Source organism: Pseudomonas fuscovaginae SE-1, from assembly GCF_000364705.1.
In the GTDB taxonomy this organism is placed as follows: domain Bacteria; phylum Pseudomonadota; class Gammaproteobacteria; order Pseudomonadales; family Pseudomonadaceae; genus Aquipseudomonas; species Aquipseudomonas fuscovaginae_A.
Genome location: NZ_AQOH01000226.1, coordinates 1 through 17,897, shown reverse-complemented (window position 1 = coordinate 17,897; position 17,897 = coordinate 1). Strand labels below are relative to the sequence as shown.

General features: G+C 65.0%; 14 protein-coding genes. 9 read left to right on the top strand and 5 right to left on the bottom strand.

The features are described from left to right. Positions 1–5: 5 nt before the first annotated feature. From K675_RS0119415 to K675_RS0119405, 3 genes are read left to right on the top strand one after another with little or no spacing between them, the layout of a single operon-like run. Positions 6–1,133, top strand: coding sequence for an aminotransferase class III-fold pyridoxal phosphate-dependent enzyme (locus K675_RS0119415; RefSeq protein ID WP_017905144.1), 1,128 nt, complete (start codon positions 6–8; stop codon positions 1,131–1,133). Further along, the gene (locus K675_RS0119410; protein ID WP_017905143.1) at positions 1,111–2,451 is read left to right on the top strand and encodes an aspartate aminotransferase family protein; all 1,341 of its coding nucleotides are present in this window, start codon (positions 1,111–1,113) and stop codon (positions 2,449–2,451) included. The genes K675_RS0119415 and K675_RS0119410 overlap by 23 nt, the downstream gene beginning before the upstream one ends. 2 nt (positions 2,452–2,453) lie before the next feature. After that, positions 2,454–3,869 carry an amidase gene (locus tag K675_RS0119405; RefSeq protein WP_037006870.1) on the top strand — a complete coding sequence of 472 codons (1,416 nt, stop codon included), beginning with the start codon at positions 2,454–2,456 and terminating at the stop codon, positions 3,867–3,869. Between the two features lie 6 nt (positions 3,870–3,875). Here K675_RS0119405 and K675_RS0119400 read toward each other — a convergent pair whose 3' ends face one another. The 3 genes from K675_RS0119400 to K675_RS0119390 all read right to left on the bottom strand — a co-directional run bounded on the left by K675_RS0119400 (position 3,876) and on the right by K675_RS0119390 (position 7,034). Further along, positions 3,876–4,787, bottom strand: coding sequence for a DMT family transporter (locus K675_RS0119400; protein WP_017905141.1), 912 nt, complete (start codon positions 4,785–4,787; stop codon positions 3,876–3,878). Between the two features lie 162 nt (positions 4,788–4,949). Then, positions 4,950–6,140, bottom strand: a complete 1,191-nt coding sequence (locus K675_RS0119395; protein ID WP_026145356.1) for a cyanate transporter — start codon at positions 6,138–6,140, stop codon at positions 4,950–4,952. Positions 6,141–6,311: 171 nt separating this feature from the next. Then, positions 6,312–7,034, bottom strand: a complete 723-nt coding sequence (locus K675_RS0119390; RefSeq protein ID WP_017905139.1) for a pirin family protein — start codon at positions 7,032–7,034, stop codon at positions 6,312–6,314. Between the two features lie 221 nt (positions 7,035–7,255). Between K675_RS0119390 and K675_RS0119385 the strand changes: the two genes are divergently transcribed. Next, on the top strand, positions 7,256–8,206 hold the full coding sequence (locus tag K675_RS0119385) for a GlxA family transcriptional regulator (protein ID WP_026145355.1): 951 nt from the start codon (positions 7,256–7,258) through the stop codon (positions 8,204–8,206). 185 nt (positions 8,207–8,391) lie between these two features. Then, entirely contained in the window at positions 8,392–9,843 is a 1,452-nt protein-coding gene (locus tag K675_RS0119380) for an ATP-binding protein (protein ID WP_017905137.1), read from the top strand. On the opposite strand, the gene K675_RS0119375 is transcribed toward K675_RS0119380, so the two are convergent. Beyond that, the gene (locus K675_RS0119375) at positions 9,835–12,621 is read right to left on the bottom strand and encodes an ATP-binding protein (protein ID WP_017905136.1); all 2,787 of its coding nucleotides are present in this window, start codon (positions 12,619–12,621) and stop codon (positions 9,835–9,837) included. The two genes, K675_RS0119380 and K675_RS0119375, sit on opposite strands and share 9 nt — an antisense overlap. 240 nt (positions 12,622–12,861) lie before the next feature. Next, entirely contained in the window at positions 12,862–13,317 is a 456-nt protein-coding gene (locus tag K675_RS0119370) for a helix-turn-helix domain-containing protein (protein WP_017905135.1), read from the bottom strand. A gap of 260 nt (positions 13,318–13,577) precedes the next feature. Here K675_RS0119370 and K675_RS0119365 point away from each other — a divergent pair, with 260 nt between their 5' ends. The 4 genes from K675_RS0119365 to ycaC all read left to right on the top strand — a co-directional run bounded on the left by K675_RS0119365 (position 13,578) and on the right by ycaC (position 17,887). Further along, on the top strand, positions 13,578–14,501 hold the full coding sequence (locus K675_RS0119365) for a LysR substrate-binding domain-containing protein (RefSeq protein ID WP_017905134.1): 924 nt from the start codon (positions 13,578–13,580) through the stop codon (positions 14,499–14,501). 386 nt (positions 14,502–14,887) lie between these two features. Beyond that, positions 14,888–15,304, top strand: a complete 417-nt coding sequence (locus K675_RS0119355) for a DoxX family protein (protein WP_017905132.1) — start codon at positions 14,888–14,890, stop codon at positions 15,302–15,304. Between the two features lie 46 nt (positions 15,305–15,350). Continuing rightward, positions 15,351–17,189: an amidohydrolase gene (locus K675_RS0119350; RefSeq protein WP_017905131.1), complete on the top strand. Its 1,839-nt coding sequence runs from the start codon at positions 15,351–15,353 to the stop codon at positions 17,187–17,189. 71 nt (positions 17,190–17,260) lie between these two features. Next, positions 17,261–17,887 carry an isochorismate family cysteine hydrolase YcaC gene (gene ycaC, locus K675_RS0119345; protein ID WP_017905130.1) on the top strand — a complete coding sequence of 209 codons (627 nt, stop codon included), beginning with the start codon at positions 17,261–17,263 and terminating at the stop codon, positions 17,885–17,887. The last annotated feature ends 10 nt before the right edge of the window (positions 17,888–17,897 follow it).

Below are 17,897 nucleotides of genomic sequence, written 5' to 3'. Positions count from 1 at the left end.
TTTTCATGAAGAACAATGACAAACAGATCATCACCGGCCAGTACGAGACCTATACCGATGGCGCCGGTCGCAAGATCGTCGATCTGAGCGGTGGTTTCGGTTTCCAGGTACCCCAGGTGATCGAGGCGGTGAGTCGCCAGGCGGGCATCATGGGCCTGTCCAACCGCGTGCTGATGTCCGAGCCGCTGATCGGCCTGTGCCGTACCCTGGCCGGACTGCTGCCGGCGCCGCTGGTCAGTTCCTACGTCTGCAGTTCCGGGGACGAGGCCTTCGAAGGGGCCCTGAAACTGTGCAAGGGCCTCAAGCCCAGGGGAAACACCATCGTCTTCATCCAGGGCGGTGACTATGGTTCGCTCAGCTACGGACGCTGCCTGAATGCGTCGGCCGACTACCAGGAGATCCAGCGCTTTCTCGGTTTCGAGCAGGTGGCGATCCGACAGGTCGCCGATCTGGACAAGGTCGACTGGGCCGACTGCTTTGCGGTTTGCCACACCAGCACGGTGATCGACGAGGGCGGTCGCCTGCGGCTGATCGACCAGGCGCTGCTCGACCAGTTGTATGCCCGCGCCGCCAAGGCCTCGGCGCCGGTGATCGCGGTCGATGTCCAGACCTGCCTGGGCAGCCTCGGCCAACTGTTCGGCTTCCAGCTCTACCGGAACACCCCGGATATCGTGGTGCTGGGCGGGGCACTGGGCGGCGGGGCGATTCCCATCGGTACCTACACCTGCAGCGAAGAGATGGCCTATCAGGTCTACGGTCGCAGCAGCCCGGCCAAGCATGGCAGCACCACGGCGGGCAACCCGATGGCCTGCGTGGCGGCGCTGACCGCGCTCGACTATGTGCGTGAGCACCAGTGTGCCCGACAGTGCCAGGACAACGGCCAACTGCTGGCCAAGGTGCTGGCTCCATTGGGGGCGGTGGCCCATGGCGGCTGGGTCAGCCTGCCGCTGCCGACTGATCTCAAACCGACCGAATTGTGCCAGACCCTTTACGAGCGTGGTGTCTACGTCACCACGCCACGGGCGCGCGAACTGATCCTGCGTTGCCCGGTTACCGCGCGTCCCGAACCCATCCAGCGTGCCGCCCAGATCATCAAGGAGACTCTCAGCCATGTCCTTAACTCTGCCGCATGAGCAACTGCTGGACGATTGCCAGCGCCACTGGAGCGCTTCGGCGGCCAAGCTCTATCGCCTGGGCAAGACCAGCGTCGAGCAGCACACCGACGGCATCTATGTCACCGACCATGCCGGCAAGCGTTTCATCGACTGTGCCTGCAGCTATGGCGTGTTCATCGTCGGTCACCGCAACCCGCTGGTCCGCGAGCAGGTGCAGAACCAACTGAACCGCATGGCCTGGGTTCCGGAGGGTCGTGTCCATCCGTTGCAGCATGCGTTGTCCGAGCGCCTGCGGGACGTGGTGCCGGGTGAATGGGGCGATATCCAGTACATGGTGTCGGGTGCCGAGGCCATCGAGCAGAGCCTGCGTTATGTGCTCAAGGTTCAGCGCAACCGCCGCGGCATCGTGGTGATGGGCGACTCCTACCACGGCAAGACCCTGGCGGCGATGAGCATCCTCGGCCAGCAACAGCACCACCGCAGCTACGGCACCCATGCACCGCAGGTGACCTACGTGCCGTATGGCGATTTCGCCGCCCTGCAGAGGGCGGTGGGCGAGGGCGTGTGCGCGGTGTACGTCGAGCCGATCCTCGGCGGGGCGCACCTGCAGGTGCCACCCGTGGGCTACATGGCCAACATCCGCGCCTTGTGCGATGCGACCGAGACCCTGCTGGTGGCGGACGAGATCCAGACCGGCTTCGGCCGTTGCGGCAAGTGGTTCGCCGTGCAGTATGACGAGGTGGTGCCGGACATCATGATCCTCTCCAAGGGCCTGACCGGCGGCTACACCTCGTTCGCCTGCGCGATGTACAGCCAGCGACTGACCCAGCAGTTCCCGCTGCTCGAAATCGAGCCCGACCAGCGTACCAACGGCGGGCATCCCGTGGCTTGCGCCTCGGCGCTGGCAGCCATCGACTACATCGAGGAGCACGATCTGGTCGAGCGTTCGCGAATCAACGGCGGCCTGCTGCGCCATGGCCTGCAGCGTCTGGCCGAGCGTTATCCAGACATCATCGAGGACGTCCCGGGGGTGGGGCTGATGACCGGCCTGCGCCTGCGCGGCTCGGTTTACGAGGCGCTGATGAGCATGGAGCTGGGCAAGCGCGGCATCCATGCCGGGCATTCGATGAATGAAAAGGCCCGGCGTCCGGTACTGCGTTTCTACCCGCCGTTGAACATCACGCCCGAGGCCCTGCGCCACGTGCTGACCATGACCGAAGAGGCACTGGAGGCCATCTCCCGGCGGCCTAAGCTGGGGGTCAAGGCGTTCTCCCTGGTGGTGCGCAACATGTACCAGATTCCCAACAAGCTGCTGCGCGGCAAGGCGGAGGGATGAGCATGTTCAACCCCGATACCCTGACCCTGCGGGAAATGGCCGGTCTGTTGCGGCGTGGCGCGCTGACCAGCGCCCAATTGCTGGAGTTCTATCTGCAACGTATCGCCGAGCGCAACACGGCGATCAACGCCGTGATCCAGCTCCAATCCCTCGACGAGTTGCGGCGCCAGGCCCGGGAAGCCGATGAGCTGGCCAGCCGCGGTAGCTGGCTTGGCCCTCTGCATGGGGTGCCGTTGACGATCAAGGACGTCTGCCATGTGCGCGGCTTTCGCATGTCACGCGGTCTGGAGGAATTGCTCGGCGAGCCCAGCCAGCAGGATGCCACGGTGGTCGCCCGTTTGCGTGAGGCCGGTGCGATCATTCTGGGCATCACCAACGTGCCCGAGCTGTGCATGGCGTTCGAGACCGAGAACCTGCTGTATGGCCGCACGCTCAACCCTTACGACGCCCGGCGCTCCGCCGGTGGCAGCAGCGGCGGCGAGGCGGCAGCGATTGCCGCCGGTTGTTCACCGGCCGGACTGGCCTCCGATGCCTGTGGCAGCGTGCGGATTCCGGCGCATTTCAACGGTATCTGCGGGCTCAAGCTGACCCAGGGGCGGGTGCCCCTGACCGGGCAGTTTCCCAACGATCGCTCGGGGCTGTTCCACCTGACCTCGGCGTTTGGCGTGATGGGTCGCTATGTCGACGACCTGGCGTTGCTCGGGCCGTTGATCAGCGGCGCCGATGGCCAGGACCCGGATACGGTCGATGTGCCATTCGCCGCGAGCAAGCCCTTGGCCGAGCTGCGGGTGGCGCTGTCCTGGGTGTCCGACCGGACCGAGGCCTGCGCTGGGGTGAAACGGGTGCTGCAGCGTGTCGAGGCTTGCCTGCAAGGGGTGGTCGCCGGCGTGAGCCCGGCAGTGCCGCCGATGCTCGACGAGGCCTGCGACATCCTCTGGCGGGTGTTCATCACCGGGGCGGATGCCGGTCGTGGCTGGCAGAAACTGTTCCAGGCCATGGGTAAGCAGGCCTGTACCCCGGCCACGGCGGAGCTGGTCCGGCGCAGTGAGCAGGTCGAGCTGAGCGTGGATGAACTCAAGCGGGACTGGATCGCCATCGATACCTTCCGCTACCAGTTGGCGAAGTTCTTCGCCGAGCACGACCTGTTCATCTGCCCGGTGTATCCGGACGTGGCCTTCGCCCACGGTGCGTCGCTGGACGATCGTGATCGATATGCCTACGTGTTCCCGTTCAGCCTGTCGGGTTCGCCGGCGGTGGTCATCCGCGCCGGCCATGATCCCGAAACCGGCCTGCCGATCGGCATCCAACTGGTGGGGCCGCACTGGCAGGAGGATCGGCTGCTGGCGGTGGCGGCGTTCCTTGAGCGTCAGCTGGAACGCTGGGCCCCGGTGGCCCCCCGGGGCGCTGTGCTCAACTGAGGCTGTTCAGGCCAGGGCCGGCCTGGCGCTGCGGCTGCTCAGCACCAACGCGCCCATGCCGACCCCGACCAGCACGGCACCGACGGCTTCCACCAGCGTCGGTTGCTGGCTCAGCCAGAACCAGTGGAACAGCGTCACGAACAGGGTATTGAGGTAGACATAGGAAATCACGGTCGACGGGGCGATCACCCCGATGGCCCGATGCAGCAGCCAGAAGGTCGCCAGGGTGCCGAACAGCGCCAGGTAAACCAGCCAGAACAGATCCCGTCCCGTCAGCAGCGTAGCGCTGCGCCATCCCCCGCTGAACGCACAGAACACCAACAGGAACAGCGAGCCGAAGAGCATGTTCCAGAAGGTCATCGCCACCGGGTCGCGTCCTTTCAGCACATTGCCCTTGAAGCGCTGGCTCAGGGGGGAGTAGAGCGCCATCGCCAGGCAGCCGATGATGAAGACGATCACCGGGTAGGGCGCGGGCAACTCGCCCGGGGCGGCCCCCTTGAGAATCAGCAGCACGGCTCCCATCGCCGCGAGCGTCATCGGCAGCAGGCGGGCCCTGAGGCTGGCGCTGGGCAGCAGAAAGGCCTCGAAGCCCAGTGTCATCAGCGGCACCAGGGTGTACAGCGTCGCGGTGTTGACCGCCGTGGTATAGCGCAATGCCTCGAACAGCGAACCGAAATACGCCGCCAGCAGCAGGCCCAGCACGGCGTGGGCCAGCAGCCCCCTGGCGGTCAGCGGGGACTTGTTGTTCAGAAGCAGCAGCGGCAGGAACAGCAGCGCGGAAAACAGCAGGCGCAACCCGGTCAGCAGGATCGGATCAATCGATTGGCCGACCTCGGCGGCAGCGAAGAACGACGCGGCGATCAGCAGCGCCCAGAACAGCATGCCCCAATGCGCGGCAGCGAAACCGACTTGTTTCATGAGTCTCTCCAGGAATGAGTGTGAGTGGCCCGGGTGGGCGAATGCCCCGTGCCCGGTTTGAACCGGGACAGACGGGGCAGGAGTGGTGTCGCAGGAGAAAAGGCGAGCCTTCCAGGGCCGGCCTGGCAGCCTGGCGGTCAAGCCTGAAAGGACCGCCGATGACTAGCGGATATGCTGGGCGTAGTGCTTGGGGTTGAACCGCAGCACCATCAGGATCATCACGGCCATCACCGCGGCCAGCGACCACCAGGCCCACTCGAAGCTGCCCAGTTGGTCGCGGATCACCCCGGCGATCAGCGGCGACAGGCCGGCGATCAGGTAGCCGATACCCTGCACGAAGGCAGTCAGGCCGCCAGCGCGGCGCGGGTCTTCCAGGTGATCGAGGGAGACGATCAGGCTCATCGGGAACAGGCCGCCGATCCCCAGGCCCAGGAGGCAGGGCCAGAGCAGGGTGAAGTGCTGCGGGCTGAGGATCAGGCCGCAGAAGCCGGCGATGATCAGGCCCAGCAATACGGCCAGCACCAGGCGCCGGTCCTGGCTGCGGTTGGCCAGGGCCGGGGTCACCAGACCGGATACCACTTCCATCGCGGTCAGCAGCCCCAGCAACAGGCCGGCACTCTGCTCGCTCCAGCCTTTCTCCACGTAGTAGGGAGCCAGCCAGGCCAGCACGCAGGTGTAGGAGGCGGTACCGAGGCCGAAGAAGATCGCCAGCAGCCAGGCCCGCGAGTTACCGACGAACGATTCCTGCCGGGTCTTGCCGGGCGCCTGTGGCAAGGCCGGTACCGCCGAGCGTTGGGCGTACCAGGTGACCAGCGCCACCAGCGCCAGTACTGCCCACACCGCCAGGCTGATCCGCCAATTGCCGGTCTGGGCCAGGACGAAGGGGGAGAACGATGCCGCGATCGCCGCACCGCCCATGATCGAGGTGACGTAAACGCCCATGAACAGCGACACGTTGTTGCTGAAGCGTGACTTGATCAGCGCCGGCATCACTGCCTGGATCAGGGCGATGCCGAGGCCGGCCAGGACCGCACTGAGGATCAGCTCGGCGGTGCTGTTCAGGTACAGGCGCGAAGCGGTGGCCAGGCCGATGACCAGCAGCGACAGGACGATGGTGCGGTGTTCGCCGAAGCGCAGGGCCAGGCGCATGCCGAGAAACATCGCCAAGCCCATGGCCATCACCGGCAGCATGGTCAGCAGCGCGGCGGCACTGAAACTCAGCGGGATATCGCCGCGAATCGCCGACAGCAACGGACCGACAGCGGCCATCGAGGGCCGCAGGTTGAGCGCGACCAGTACCACGCTGATCATCAGCCAGACGGCATGAGCGCTTGAAGCTCTAACGTTTTCCATGTGGAAGCCTTCCATGACAAAGCTCCAATTAGGCCATCACGTGGGGATAGGGGCAATTTGAAAAACCAATGGGGGTCATTGATAAATTAGGATTTACTTTCCAGGGCGGGGAATGCCTGGCATTGCGACAGGCACGGCTCGAGGGCGGCAAGCCCCCGGGCCGGGTCAGCCTCATGGCATTTGCGGCAATTCTTCGGGACGCAGATCGAACACCAGGACCTCGGCATCCACGCCATTGGCCAGGGTCAGCAGACGCTCCTTGCGCACCCGTACGCCGTCACCGGTCTGCAGCACCAGGCCGTTGAGCTCGACGCTACCGCGAGCGACGTGGACATAGGCGTAGCGGTCCTCGGCCAGTTCCAGGCTGGCGCTCTCCTGGCCGTCGATCAGGCCGGCATAGACCCGAGTATCCTGGCGCACCTTCAGCGAGCCCTGGTCGCCGTCGGGGGAGATGATCAGGGCCAGACGGCCGCGTTTCTGTTCTGCGCTGAAGTGCTGCTGCTGATAACGCGGGGTGGCGCCGCTGACCTCGGGCACGATCCAGATCTGCAGGAAGTGCACCAACTCGTCGTGGGAGTGGTTGAACTCGCTATGGGCCACGCCGGTGCCGGCACTCATCAGTTGCACATCGCCAGGGCGGATCACCGAGCCGGTGCCCAGGGTGTCCTTGTGTTCCAGGGCCCCTTCGAGCACATAGGAGAAAATCTCCATGTCCCGGTGAGGATGTTGGCCGAAGCCCTTGCCGGCCGCGACGCGGTCATCGTTGATCACCAGCAGGTCGGAAAAACCCTGCTCGTTGAGGTTGCGATAGTTGGCGAAGGAAAAGGTGTGGAACGACTTCAGCCAGCCATGGTTGGCAATGCCGCGGTCGGAAGCTTTACGCACAGTGAGCATGATGAATTCTCCTTGGGGGACGTTGATTCGTCCGAGTGAGGAGAAGCTTAATGTTTACTCATTGGTTCAATAAGTAGATGAAAACTGAAAGACCGTCTCCCTCCAGTTGACAGTTTGGGTCGCTCCTCCTGTATGCTTCTCATTCACCACGGCGGTGCCGGGTAGCCATACCCTGACGGACGCGTGGGCGCTCCCCGTTGATACTGAAGTGATGTCCAGCAATGAAAACCGTGGCTATGGTGCTGTTTCCTGACTTTCTCCTGCTCGACATGGCCGGGCCCATGGAGGTGTTTTCCATGGCCAACCGCTACCTCAAGCCCGCGGACCACTATCAACTGCTGACCATTGGCAGCGAGCCGGGGGCGTTGCGCGCGTCCAATGGTGTAAGGGTGCAGGCCGACCAGGGCATCGACCAGCCGCCGTCGGCGTACGACCTGTTGCTGGTGCCGGGCGGCCCGGGCGGCTACAACAGGACCCACCCGCAACTGGTCAGTTGGCTGCGGGAGGCTGCCGAAAAGGCCGGCAGCTATGGTTCGGTCTGCACCGGGGCCTTCGTGCTGGGGCATGCCGGGCTGCTCGACGGCCACCGCGTGACGACCCACTGGAACTACACCGAGCGCCTGATCAAGGCCTTTCCCGCCGCCAAGGTCGAGACCGATCGGATCTACCTGCGCGACCGCAGGCTGCTGACCTCCGGTGGCGTCACCGCCGGTATCGACCTGGCGCTGGCGGTGGTGGCCGAGGATCACGGCAAGAAGGTCGCCCAGGACGTGGCGAAAGTGCTGTTGGTGGTGATGAAGCGTCATGGCGGGCAGGCGCAGTTCAGCCCCCTGACCGCGGCGGTCGCACCTCAGCAGACATCGGTGACCCGGGTACAGAACCATGTGCTCGAACACCTTGACGAAGCGTTCAGTGTCCAGATCATGGCCGCCCTGGTGAACATGAGCCCACGTCATTTCTCGCGGATGTTCTTGCGCGAGACGAACATGACGCCCATGGCGTTCGTCCAGAGCGCCCGCGTCGACTATGCCAGGAGCCTGCTGGAAAGCACCGACCTGCCACTCAAGACCGTGGCCTACAAGAGCGGTTTCGGCAGTGTGCGGCACATGCGCTTCCTGTTCGGCGAGAAGCTCGGGTTGACGCCTCTCCAGTACCGCGAGCAGTTCAGCTAAGGCGCGTTTGTCCGCTTAGGGCACCGGGAAGTCCGTAACGCTCCCCTACAGGCGGTTGTTCCGTCATTCATGCCTGCCAAGATGGAGGCGGATATTTCGCAAGGGAGGCGTGGGTCCGCTGGATCACTTCGCGTGTCGGCTGTTGCCGCGTCGATGTCGGGCCCGGCTCGGGCCCGCGAGTGGACATGAACAGCCTCAAACAACAGGATGGCGATGCGCTGCTGCGCTTTGGCCCCTATGCCTTTCACCTGCGCCAGCGACTGGTGCTGGAAGGTGAGCGACCGCTGCGCATGGGCGGGCGTGCGCTGGACATTCTGCAGGTGCTGCTCGAACAGGCGGGCCAGGTGGTCGGCAAGGACGAACTGATCGCCCGTGTCTGGCCGACCTCGGTGGTCGAGGAAATCAACCTGCGTGTGCATATCGCCGCCTTGCGCCGGGCCCTGGGCGATGGTGAGGGTGGCCAGCGCTACATCATCAATATCCCGCAACGCGGCTACAGTTTCATCGCCCCGGTGCGGCGCGAACAGACGGTGCTGCCGGTCTCGCTGGAAGCCGCACTCAAGCCCCGGCACAACCTGCCGGCCCGATTGACACCGGTGACCGGCCGCGATTCGCTGGTGGGCAGCCTGGTGCGTCAGTTGCCGGTACGCCGCTTCATGACCCTGACCGGGCCTGCCGGTGTCGGCAAGAGCACGACGGCGCTGCGGGTGGCGGAACTGCTGCTGCAGTACTACCGCGATGGCGTGTGGATGATCGATCTGGCCATGCTCGATGATCCGGCGCAGGCGGTCGGGCAACTGGCATGCAGCCTGGAGCTGGACAGCGACCTGAATGGCTTGGCCGAACGGCATGCCCTGTTGGTGCTGGACAACTGCGATCGCCTGCATGACGGCTGTCGGGCCCTGGTCGAGCAGTTGCTGGCGACGGCACCGCGCCTGTCGATCCTGGTCACCAGCCGTGAGCCGCTGGCGGCCCGCGATGAATGCGTGCGGCGCCTGCCACCGCTGGCGGTGCCGCCGGTGTCGGCGCTGAACAGCGTCGAGGAAGCCATGGGCTACTCGGCGGTCCAACTGTTCGTCAGCCGGGCGCGTGCTTGCCAGCAAGGCTTTTCCCTGCGTGAGCGGGATCTGGTCGCGGTCCGCGATATCTGTCGTCGGCTCGACGGCCTGCCGCTGGCGATCGAGCTGGCGGTCATGCACATCGGTGCATTGGCGCTGGTGGGGCTGCAGGCCCAACTCGACAATTGTGTCCCATTGCTGACCCAGGGCCGCCGCACGGCCGAACCGCGTCACCGCACGCTCAAGGCGGCGCTGGACTGGAGCTACGAGCGCCTGGTGCCTGCGCAACGGATCCTGTTGCAGCGCCTGGCGGTCTTCAAGATGGGCTTTACCCTGGAGGCGGCCATCGCGGTTGTCTGCTTTGACCCGCTGGAGCCGGCGCAACTGCCGCCATTGCTGGCCAGCCTGGTCGACAAATCGTTGCTGGGGCTGGAGCAGGGCGGTGCCGTGCCGCGCTACCGCCTGCTCAACACCACCCGTAGCTACGCGCTGGAGCAGTTGGAGCACAGCGGGCAATCGCGCCTGCTGAAGAGGCGTCATGCCGACTATCTGAGCCAGGCTGAACGGGTTTCAGGCTGACAGGCGTGGTTCCAGTTGGTCGAGCAACTGCGCAGCCCCGAGCAGGTCTGGCGTGGCACAGCCTTCGCTGAACCTTGCATGAACCGGTGCGAGCAGTTCATGGGCCGGGCAGTAGCGCCCTTGCTGTTGCCATAGCCGCGCCAGCGAGGTGGCGCTGCGTAGTTCCCAGGTCAGGGCACCCTGGGCCCGGGCCACGTCGATGGACTTGAGCAGCAGGGCCTGGGCCGCGTCCGGGTCACGTTGGGCCAGCAGCTTCTCGGCCTGGGCGCGCAGGATCTCCGCGCTGCTCCAGCCCGCCGCGCCGCTTTCGGCGCGCTCGAACAACGCATCGTCGACGAAACGGCTGTCGAGAGTGACCATGGTTTCCCTGACCAGGCCGCTGTTGGTCGGCACCAGGCTGGCCGGCGGCTGCTGCGCGATCACCTGGGCGTATTGCAGGCCCCAGTTCTGGAACAGCGGAACCGCATGTTTCTGCGCCTGCTCCAGCAGCATTTGCAGCAGTTGCCGGGCGGTTTCGGTGTCACCGTTGTAATAGGGGATCAGGCAGCCGGAGAGTGCCAGGGTGTAGCAGATGGACGTGCCATGGTTGACCTGCAGGGCAAGATCCAGCGCCTGGCGGGCCGTATGCCAGGCCTGCCGTGGCTGGCCCTGCAGCCAAAGGATTCGCGCCAGGACGGTGAGGGCGGCGACGCCCTGATCGTACTGCACGCCGAAATCACGGGTGAAACGGTTGACGTGATTGCTATGGGCCAGGCGTTGCAACACCTGTTCGGCCAGCGCCCGGGCCAGCGTCTGCTCACCGGAATAATGCAGGGCCAGCACCCGCAGGCGCTGGGTTCCCAGCGACAGGGGGGTATCACTCAGCGCCAATCGGTCGAATTGCCGGCTCTGTTCCAGGGCCAGCCGGTAGTTGCCGCTGCTGAGGTTGGCGGTCATGTGACCGGAGACGGCCTTGAGTTGGCCGCCAAGATCACCATGGTACTCGGCCAGGGCCTGGGCACTGCTGAAGGTGGCAACGGTCTCGGCACTGCCGCCATGGATGTGGTAACAGGCGTTGCCCAGGGCCAGCTTGAGTGTGATGCTCAGGTGCGGGCAGGGGCGGGCCATGCCTTCAAGCAGCGTGAGCGCCCTGCGTACATGGTCGCCGTGCTCCTTGGGCAGGGACAGCTCCTGCCACAGGGGCGTCGAGGCGGCGGTGAGGCGGATCGCCAGGTTTTCGGACCCTGGTGCTCCCAGTCCCCAGTCCAGCGCGGCGCGCAAGTCTTCCAGGCTCCGGGCATAGCGCTCGATCCAGCGGTCGGTCGGGGTACCTTCCCATTCGGCCTGTGCCTGTTCCATCAACGCCAGGCAGCGCTCGGCATGGCGTCGACGGGTGCCTGGCAGTTCGCAGGCCAGGTCGAGCTTTTCCAGGGCATAGCTGCGTGTGGTGTCGAGCAGCCGGTAGAACACCTCTTCGTCGCCGACCTCGACGTTCAGCAGCGACTTGGCGACCAGTTGCGTGATGGCGGCGAACACCTCGGTGGCCTCGACGTTGGCGCCCATGATCACCGCGGCAGCCGAGGCCAGGGTGAATCCGCCACGGAACACCGCCAGCCGGCGCAGGCAGGTCTGTTCGACAGGGGTGAGCAGTTCGAAACTCCAGTCCAGGGTCGCGCGCAGGGTCTGGTGGCGACCCAGCGGTGCATGTCCGCCCCGGGTCAAGAGGCGGAAACTGTCCTGCAACTGCGCGAGCAGGCCGTCCAGGCCCAGGTCGTCGACCTGGGCGGCCGCCAGCTCGAGCGCCAGCGGAATGCCGTCCAGGCGCCGGCAGATCTCGATGACCAACGGCAATTGCTGCTGGGTCAGTTCGAAGCTGTCCTGGCAGGCCATGGCGCGTTCGACGAACAGTTGCAGGGCGGGGAAGTCCAGCGCCCGGCTGCGGTCCAGGGGCACCTGGGGGGGCGGGCAGTCCAGCGACTCCAGGCGCTGCACGAACTCGCCTTCGGCCCGCAGGCTTTCACGGCTGGTGGCCAGGATGTGCACCTGCGGCGCACCGCGCAACAGGCTTTCGCACAGGGGGGCAACGGCATCAAGCAGGTGCTCGCAGTTGTCGATCACCAGCAGCATCTGCCGCTCGCGCAGAAAGGCGACGATGCTGGCGGTGGGCTCGGTTTCCGGGACCGGGACCCCGAGCAGCGTCGCCAGGTGAGTGGCGACCATCGCCGGATTGTCGAGGGGGGCCAGGTCGAGCAGGCGAATGCCGTCCCGGTAATGGCCGATCAACTGTTCGGCGACGCTCAGCGCCACGGTGGTCTTGCCAATGCCTCCGGGGCCGACGAGGGTGATGAAGCGCTGATGCAGAAAGTGCCGGACCATGCCGGCGAGCAGTGTCTGGCGACCGATCATTTTTGTGCGCCGCACGGGCAGGTTATGGCTGACCGGTGCATCGCCTTGCGGCTGCTGCTCGAGCATGTCCCGCTGGCAGGGGGCGACGAAGCTGTAGCCGCGCTGGGCGACGGTGACGATGTAGCGTTGTCCGGCCTGACCATCACCCAGGGCCTTGCGCAGCGCGGCCATGTGTACCCGCAGGTTGATCTCCTCGACCACGCTGTCGGGCCAGACCCGTGCCATCAGTTCGTGCTTGCTGACCAGTTGCCCGGCGTGCTCGAGCAGGATCAGCAGGATGTCCATGGCACGTCGGCCCAGTCGCAGAGGACGCTCACCCTCCATGATCAGGCGTTGTCCAGGGTAGGTTCGATAGGGGCCGAAACGCACGGCCTGCTCGAGTGAAAGGGTCAACGGGTCGCTCCTGCTCGCTTTTTCTTCTGATCGTCCCCCACGGTTCGGCGACGGGGGCGGCGGATGATCCGGGTGCACGCAAGGCCCCTGTCTATCACGCAATATCCGTGCATATTCCTCAGGTTTTGGCGGTTGTGCAATGTGGTGGCAGGTTGACTCCCTGGAAGCGGAGGCAACGGCCATCCGTTTCACGACGGATGGCAGCCATGGGGGCAGGGCGGCAAGTGATGAGGCCCGGAACTACCGGGCGCAAGGCTTCTCGACATAGCACAAATGACGCTCGCCCCGTCGGGCGGGCCTGCCGGCCAACTGTTGGCAGCGCCAGGCAAACGGATTGATCCCCTCGCTGCGGGTGAAAATGTGACAGAAGTACGCCTGGTCGCAGAATCCGCACTCCAGGCTGATCTGCGTCAGGCTCAGGTCGGTCCCGCGGATCAGTTGCTTGGCCCGCTCGATCCGCTGCTGGCGAATCCAGTCCTGGGGCGAGAGCCCGGTGCTGCACTTGAAGGCCCGGGAGAAATGGCTGCGCGACAACGAGCAGGCACGAGCCAGCTCGCTGATCTCCAGGGTTTCGCCCAGTCGCTCGAGGATCAATTGCTTGACCAGGTTTTCCCGCCAGGGCGACAGACCGCCGGTGGTGGAAGTTCTGGGCTGGCTGGCACAGGGCGCAGCGGCGATGTGCTGTGTTTGAACCATGACCAAAGTCCGTGTCGGGTGGAAGGGCGCTGGCGCACAGCACGTCGAGCCAGCACCGTCCCACGGGGAATACCGGTAGGGGTTGAGGTCATCATTCTTGGGCGAGGGCCGTTAAGCGGCGAGTTAAACGTTGTTAATTCCTTGCCCGGCCACTCGGGGGCACAGGGCTGGCAACTCAGCACATCCTTTCAAGTGTCGAGGGCGGGCGCCGATGGATACTGGAGGATCGCCCCCGGCTGACCGATGAGGAGACTGTGCCGATGAACCGAAACGACCTGCGCCGCGTCGACATGAACCTGCTGGTGATTTTCGAAGCCCTGATGTTTGAAAAGAACCTGACCCGGGTCGCGGAAAAGCTCTTCATGGGCCAGCCGGCCGTGAGCGCCGCCCTCGGGCGTTTGCGCGACCTGTTCGATGATCCGCTGCTGTTGCGCAACGGCCGCGCCATGGAGCCGACGGCGCGGGCCCTGGCGATTCTCAAGGAATTGCAGCCGGCGATGGACACCATCTCCGGTGCGGTCAGCCGGGCCAAGGACTTCGATCCGGCGACCAGTCGCGACGTCTTTCGTATCGGGCTGTCCGATGATGCCGAGTTCGGCCTGTTTCCGCCGTTGCTGAGCCAATTGCGTGAGGAAGCGCCGGGGATCATCGTCGTGGTGCGCCGGGCCAACTATCTGTTGATGCCGTCGTTGCTGGCCTCCGGGGAGATCTCCGTCGGCGTGAGCTACACCACCGACCTGCCGGCCAACGCCAAGCGCAAGATGTTGCGCGACATTCCCTGCAAGGTGCTGCGTGGCGACGACCGCCCGGGCCCGCTGACCCTGGACGAGTACTGCGAGCGGCCCCATGCGATGGTGTCGTTCTCCGGCGACCTGAGCGGCAACATCGATCTGGACCTGGCGAAGATCGGCCGCACCCGCCGGGTGGTGCTGGGCGTGCCGCAGTTCAGCGGGTTGCGGGCGCTGCTGGCGGGCACCGAGATGATCGCCACCGTGCCCGACTATGCCGCCTGTGCCCTGGTCGAAGGCTGTGCCCTACGGGCCGAGGACCCACCGTTCGAAATCGACGCGGCGCAACTGTCGATGGCCTGGAGCGGGGTGCATGACAACGACCCGGCCGAACGCTGGCTGCGCTCGCGGATCGCCCAGTTCATGTCCGCGCCGCTGGATATCCCGGTGCCCTAGCGGTCAGGTGGGGGCCTGTTCGCGGATAAATTCCGCCCCCACAAAAAGTGCGGCGCTGACCCTGTAGAGGGGCTGGCTGGCGATCCGCCGCAGGCGGTCGTTCACTGAATCCATTGGCGCCTGCGATCCTTTGTGGGGGCCGGCTTGCTGGCGATCCGCCGCAGGCGGCCATTCACTGAACCCCGTGGTGCCTGTCACGCCGCTATCGCCAGCAAGCCGGCTCCTACAGGAGCTGCGGTGTTCATGAGCGCTCGGCTCTGCCCAGCAGGCGCCGCTCTTCTGGAAAGAGAGCACGTGCATTCAATTTTTCCGTCGTCCGCCCCCGCATTATCGGTCAACAATCCGGCGTCCCGATGCCGGTGGATTCTGATAGAGACAGGTGGATCATGAACGCTTCGTGCTGGAATGAACGGGCGCAGGCCCTCGGATTGCTGTTCATGCGCGTCAGCGCCGCGGTGTTTCTGCTGTGGGTCCATGGCCTGCCGAAACTTTTGCACTACAGCAGCGAGCTGCAGAACATCGAAGACCCCTTCCACCTGGGGGCGAACCTGACCCTGCTGCTGGCGATCTTCGCTGAAGTGTTCTGCCCGCTGCTGATCATCGCCGGCGTACTGGTACGCCTGGCCTGCTTGCCTATTCTCTGTGTATTGCTGGTGGCTCTGGTGTTCGTGCACCCGGAGTGGACGCTCGCCGAAGGTCAGTTCGCGTGGCTGCTGCTGATCCTCTTCACCAGCCTTTTCATCGCCGGTCCCGGGCGACTGGCGCTCAACCATCGTTTCGCCGGGATCTGGCGCATTGCCTGAGCCGCTGGCGAGCCTTTTCCATTCCTACCCTGACGAAGGAGACGCGATGAACGCCGATCTGATTCTGTTCAATGGTCAATTCCATACCGTTGACCGTGAGAAACCCCGGGCCAGCGCCGTGGCCATCCGTGAAGGCCGCTTCGTGGCGGTCGGGACCGATGCCGAGGCCATGGCCCTGCGTGGTTCGGGCACCCAAGTCATCGACCTCAAGGGTCGTTGCGTGATTCCGGGCCTGAATGACTCCCACCTGCACCTGATCCGTGGCGGCCTGAACTACAACCTCGAACTGCGCTGGGAAGGCGTGCCATCCCTGGCCGATGCCTTGCGCATGCTCAAGGACCAGGCCGACCGCACGCCGACGCCTCAATGGGTGCGGGTGGTGGGTGGCTGGAACGAGTTCCAGTTCGCCGAAAAACGCATGCCGACCCTGGAAGAGCTCAACCAGGCCGCGCCTGATACCCCGGTGTTCGTCCTGCACCTGTACGACCGTGCCTTGCTCAACCGCGCCGCCCTGCGCGTGGCCGGCTATACCCGCGACACGCCGAACCCGCCGGGCGGCGAGATCGTGCGCGACAGCAACGGCGAGCCGACCGGCATGCTGGTGGCCCGGCCGAACGCGATGATTCTCTACTCGACCCTGGCCAAGGGCCCCAAGCTGCCCCTGGAATACCAGGTCAACTCGACCCGCCAGTTCATGCGCGAACTGAACCGCCTGGGCCTGACCAGCGCCATCGACGCCGGCGGCGGCTTCCAGAACTACCCCGATGACTACCAGGTGATCGAGCAGTTGGCCAAGGAAGAACAGTTGACCGTTCGCATCGCCTACAACCTGTTCACCCAGAAACCCAAGGAAGAGCTGGCCGACTTCAAGAACTGGACCGGCAGCGTCAAGCTGCACCAGGGCGACGACTTCCTGCGGCACAACGGTGCCGGCGAGATGCTGGTGTTCTCCGCCGCCGACTTCGAGGACTTCCTCGAACCACGTCCGGACCTGCCGGCCAGCATGGAGGCCGACCTGGAGCCTGTAGTCCGCCATCTGGTCGAGCATCGCTGGCCGTTCCGCCTGCACGCCACCTACAACGAATCCATCAGCCGCATGCTCGATGTGTTCGAGAAGGTCAACCGCGACATCCCGTTCAACGGTCTGCCTTGGTTCTTCGACCATGCCGAAACCATCACCCCGCAGAACATCGAGCGGGTCCGTGCCCTGGGCGGCGGTATCGCGATCCAGGACCGCATGGCGTTCCAGGGCGAGTATTTCGTCGATCGCTACGGTGCCAAGGCCGCCGAAGCCACGCCACCGATCAAGCGCATGCTGGCCGAAGGCGTGCCGGTCGGTGCCGGCACCGACGCCACCCGCGTGTCCAGCTACAACCCCTGGACCTCGCTGTACTGGCTGGTCAGTGGGCGTACCGTGGGCGGCTTGTCCCTCTACGAGGAAGGCCTGTCCCGCGAGACCGCGCTGGAACTGTTCACCCACGGCAGCGCCTGGTTTTCCTCCGAGCAGGGCAAGAAGGGCCAGATCAAGGTCGGTCAACTGGCCGACCTGGCGGCCCTGAGCGCCGACTTCTTCAGTGTCGAGGAAGAAGCCATCAAGTGGATCGAGTCGGTGCTGACCGTGGTCGGCGGCAAGGTGGTGTACGCCGCCGACGACTTCGAGAAGCTTGGTCCGGGCCACCTGCCGGTGCTGCCGGACTGGTCGCCTGTGGCCAAGGTTCCGGGACACTGGCGTCCGGGCGCGCCGCTGCAGGCGCAGGTTCACCTTTGCAGTGGCCCGTGTGCCGTGCATTCCCACAGCCATGAGCGGGCCCGTCAGTCGAACGTGCCGGTCAGCGACTTCCAGGGTTTCTGGGGCGCGTTCGGCTGTTCCTGCTTCGCCTTCTGATTTCCCACCCCACGGCGCCGGTCGTTCCGGCCGGCGCCACAATGCGTCCTTCCCTACGATGGAGCCTCGAAATGAGCAACGTTCCTTACAAACGCCTGGATAAAAACGATGCGGTGGTTCTGCTGGTCGACCACCAGACCGGTCTGATCTCGCTGGTACAGGACTTCTCGCCGAACGAGTTCAAGAACAATGTGCTGGCCCTGGCCGACTGCGCCAAGTTCTTCAACCTGCCCACCATCCTGACCACCAGCTTCGAACAGGGTCCGAACGGTCCGCTGGTTCCAGAACTGAAAGAGATGTTCCCGGACGCGCCGTACATCGCCCGTCCCGGCCAGATCAACGCCTGGGACAACGAGGATTTCGTCAAGGCGATCAAGGCCACCGGCCGCAAGCAACTGATCATCGCTGGCGTGGTGACCGACGTTTGCGTGGCGTTCCCGACCCTGTCGGCCCTGGCTGAAGGCTTCGACGTGTTCGTGGTGACCGACGCTTCCGGCACCTTCAACGATACCGTGCAACAGGCGGCGTGGAACCGCATGACCCAGGCCGGTGCGCAGATGTTGAACTGGTTCGCGGTGGCCTGTGAGCTGCACCGCGACTGGCGCAACGACATTGAAGGTCTGGGCAACCTGCTGTCGCAGCGCATCCCCAACTACCGCAACCTGATGAACAGCTACGCGGCGCTGACAGCCAAGTAAGCTTTTTTGC

What these genes read in the sequence shown, in the direction of transcription:
- K675_RS0119365 (WP_017905134.1), top strand. Translation starts at nt 13,578, where the DNA reads ATGAACCGAAACGACCTGCGCCGCGTCGACATGAACCTGCTGGTGATT.
- K675_RS0119380 (WP_017905137.1), top strand. Translation starts at nt 8,392, where the DNA reads ATGAACAGCCTCAAACAACAGGATGGCGATGCGCTGCTGCGCTTTGGC.
- K675_RS0119350 (WP_017905131.1), top strand. Translation starts at nt 15,351, where the DNA reads ATGAACGCCGATCTGATTCTGTTCAATGGTCAATTCCATACCGTTGAC.
- K675_RS0119395 (WP_026145356.1), bottom strand. Translation starts at nt 6,140, where the DNA reads ATGGAAAACGTTAGAGCTTCAAGCGCTCATGCCGTCTGGCTGATGATC.
- K675_RS0119355 (WP_017905132.1), top strand. Translation starts at nt 14,888, where the DNA reads ATGAACGCTTCGTGCTGGAATGAACGGGCGCAGGCCCTCGGATTGCTG.
- K675_RS0119390 (WP_017905139.1), bottom strand. Translation starts at nt 7,034, where the DNA reads ATGCTCACTGTGCGTAAAGCTTCCGACCGCGGCATTGCCAACCATGGC.
- K675_RS0119405 (WP_037006870.1), top strand. Translation starts at nt 2,454, where the DNA reads ATGTTCAACCCCGATACCCTGACCCTGCGGGAAATGGCCGGTCTGTTG.
- K675_RS0119415 (WP_017905144.1), top strand. Translation starts at nt 6, where the DNA reads ATGAAGAACAATGACAAACAGATCATCACCGGCCAGTACGAGACCTAT.
- ycaC (WP_017905130.1), top strand. Translation starts at nt 17,261, where the DNA reads ATGAGCAACGTTCCTTACAAACGCCTGGATAAAAACGATGCGGTGGTT.
- K675_RS0119410 (WP_017905143.1), top strand. Translation starts at nt 1,111, where the DNA reads ATGTCCTTAACTCTGCCGCATGAGCAACTGCTGGACGATTGCCAGCGC.
- K675_RS0119385 (WP_026145355.1), top strand. Translation starts at nt 7,256, where the DNA reads ATGAAAACCGTGGCTATGGTGCTGTTTCCTGACTTTCTCCTGCTCGAC.
- K675_RS0119370 (WP_017905135.1), bottom strand. Translation starts at nt 13,317, where the DNA reads ATGGTTCAAACACAGCACATCGCCGCTGCGCCCTGTGCCAGCCAGCCC.
- K675_RS0119400 (WP_017905141.1), bottom strand. Translation starts at nt 4,787, where the DNA reads ATGAAACAAGTCGGTTTCGCTGCCGCGCATTGGGGCATGCTGTTCTGG.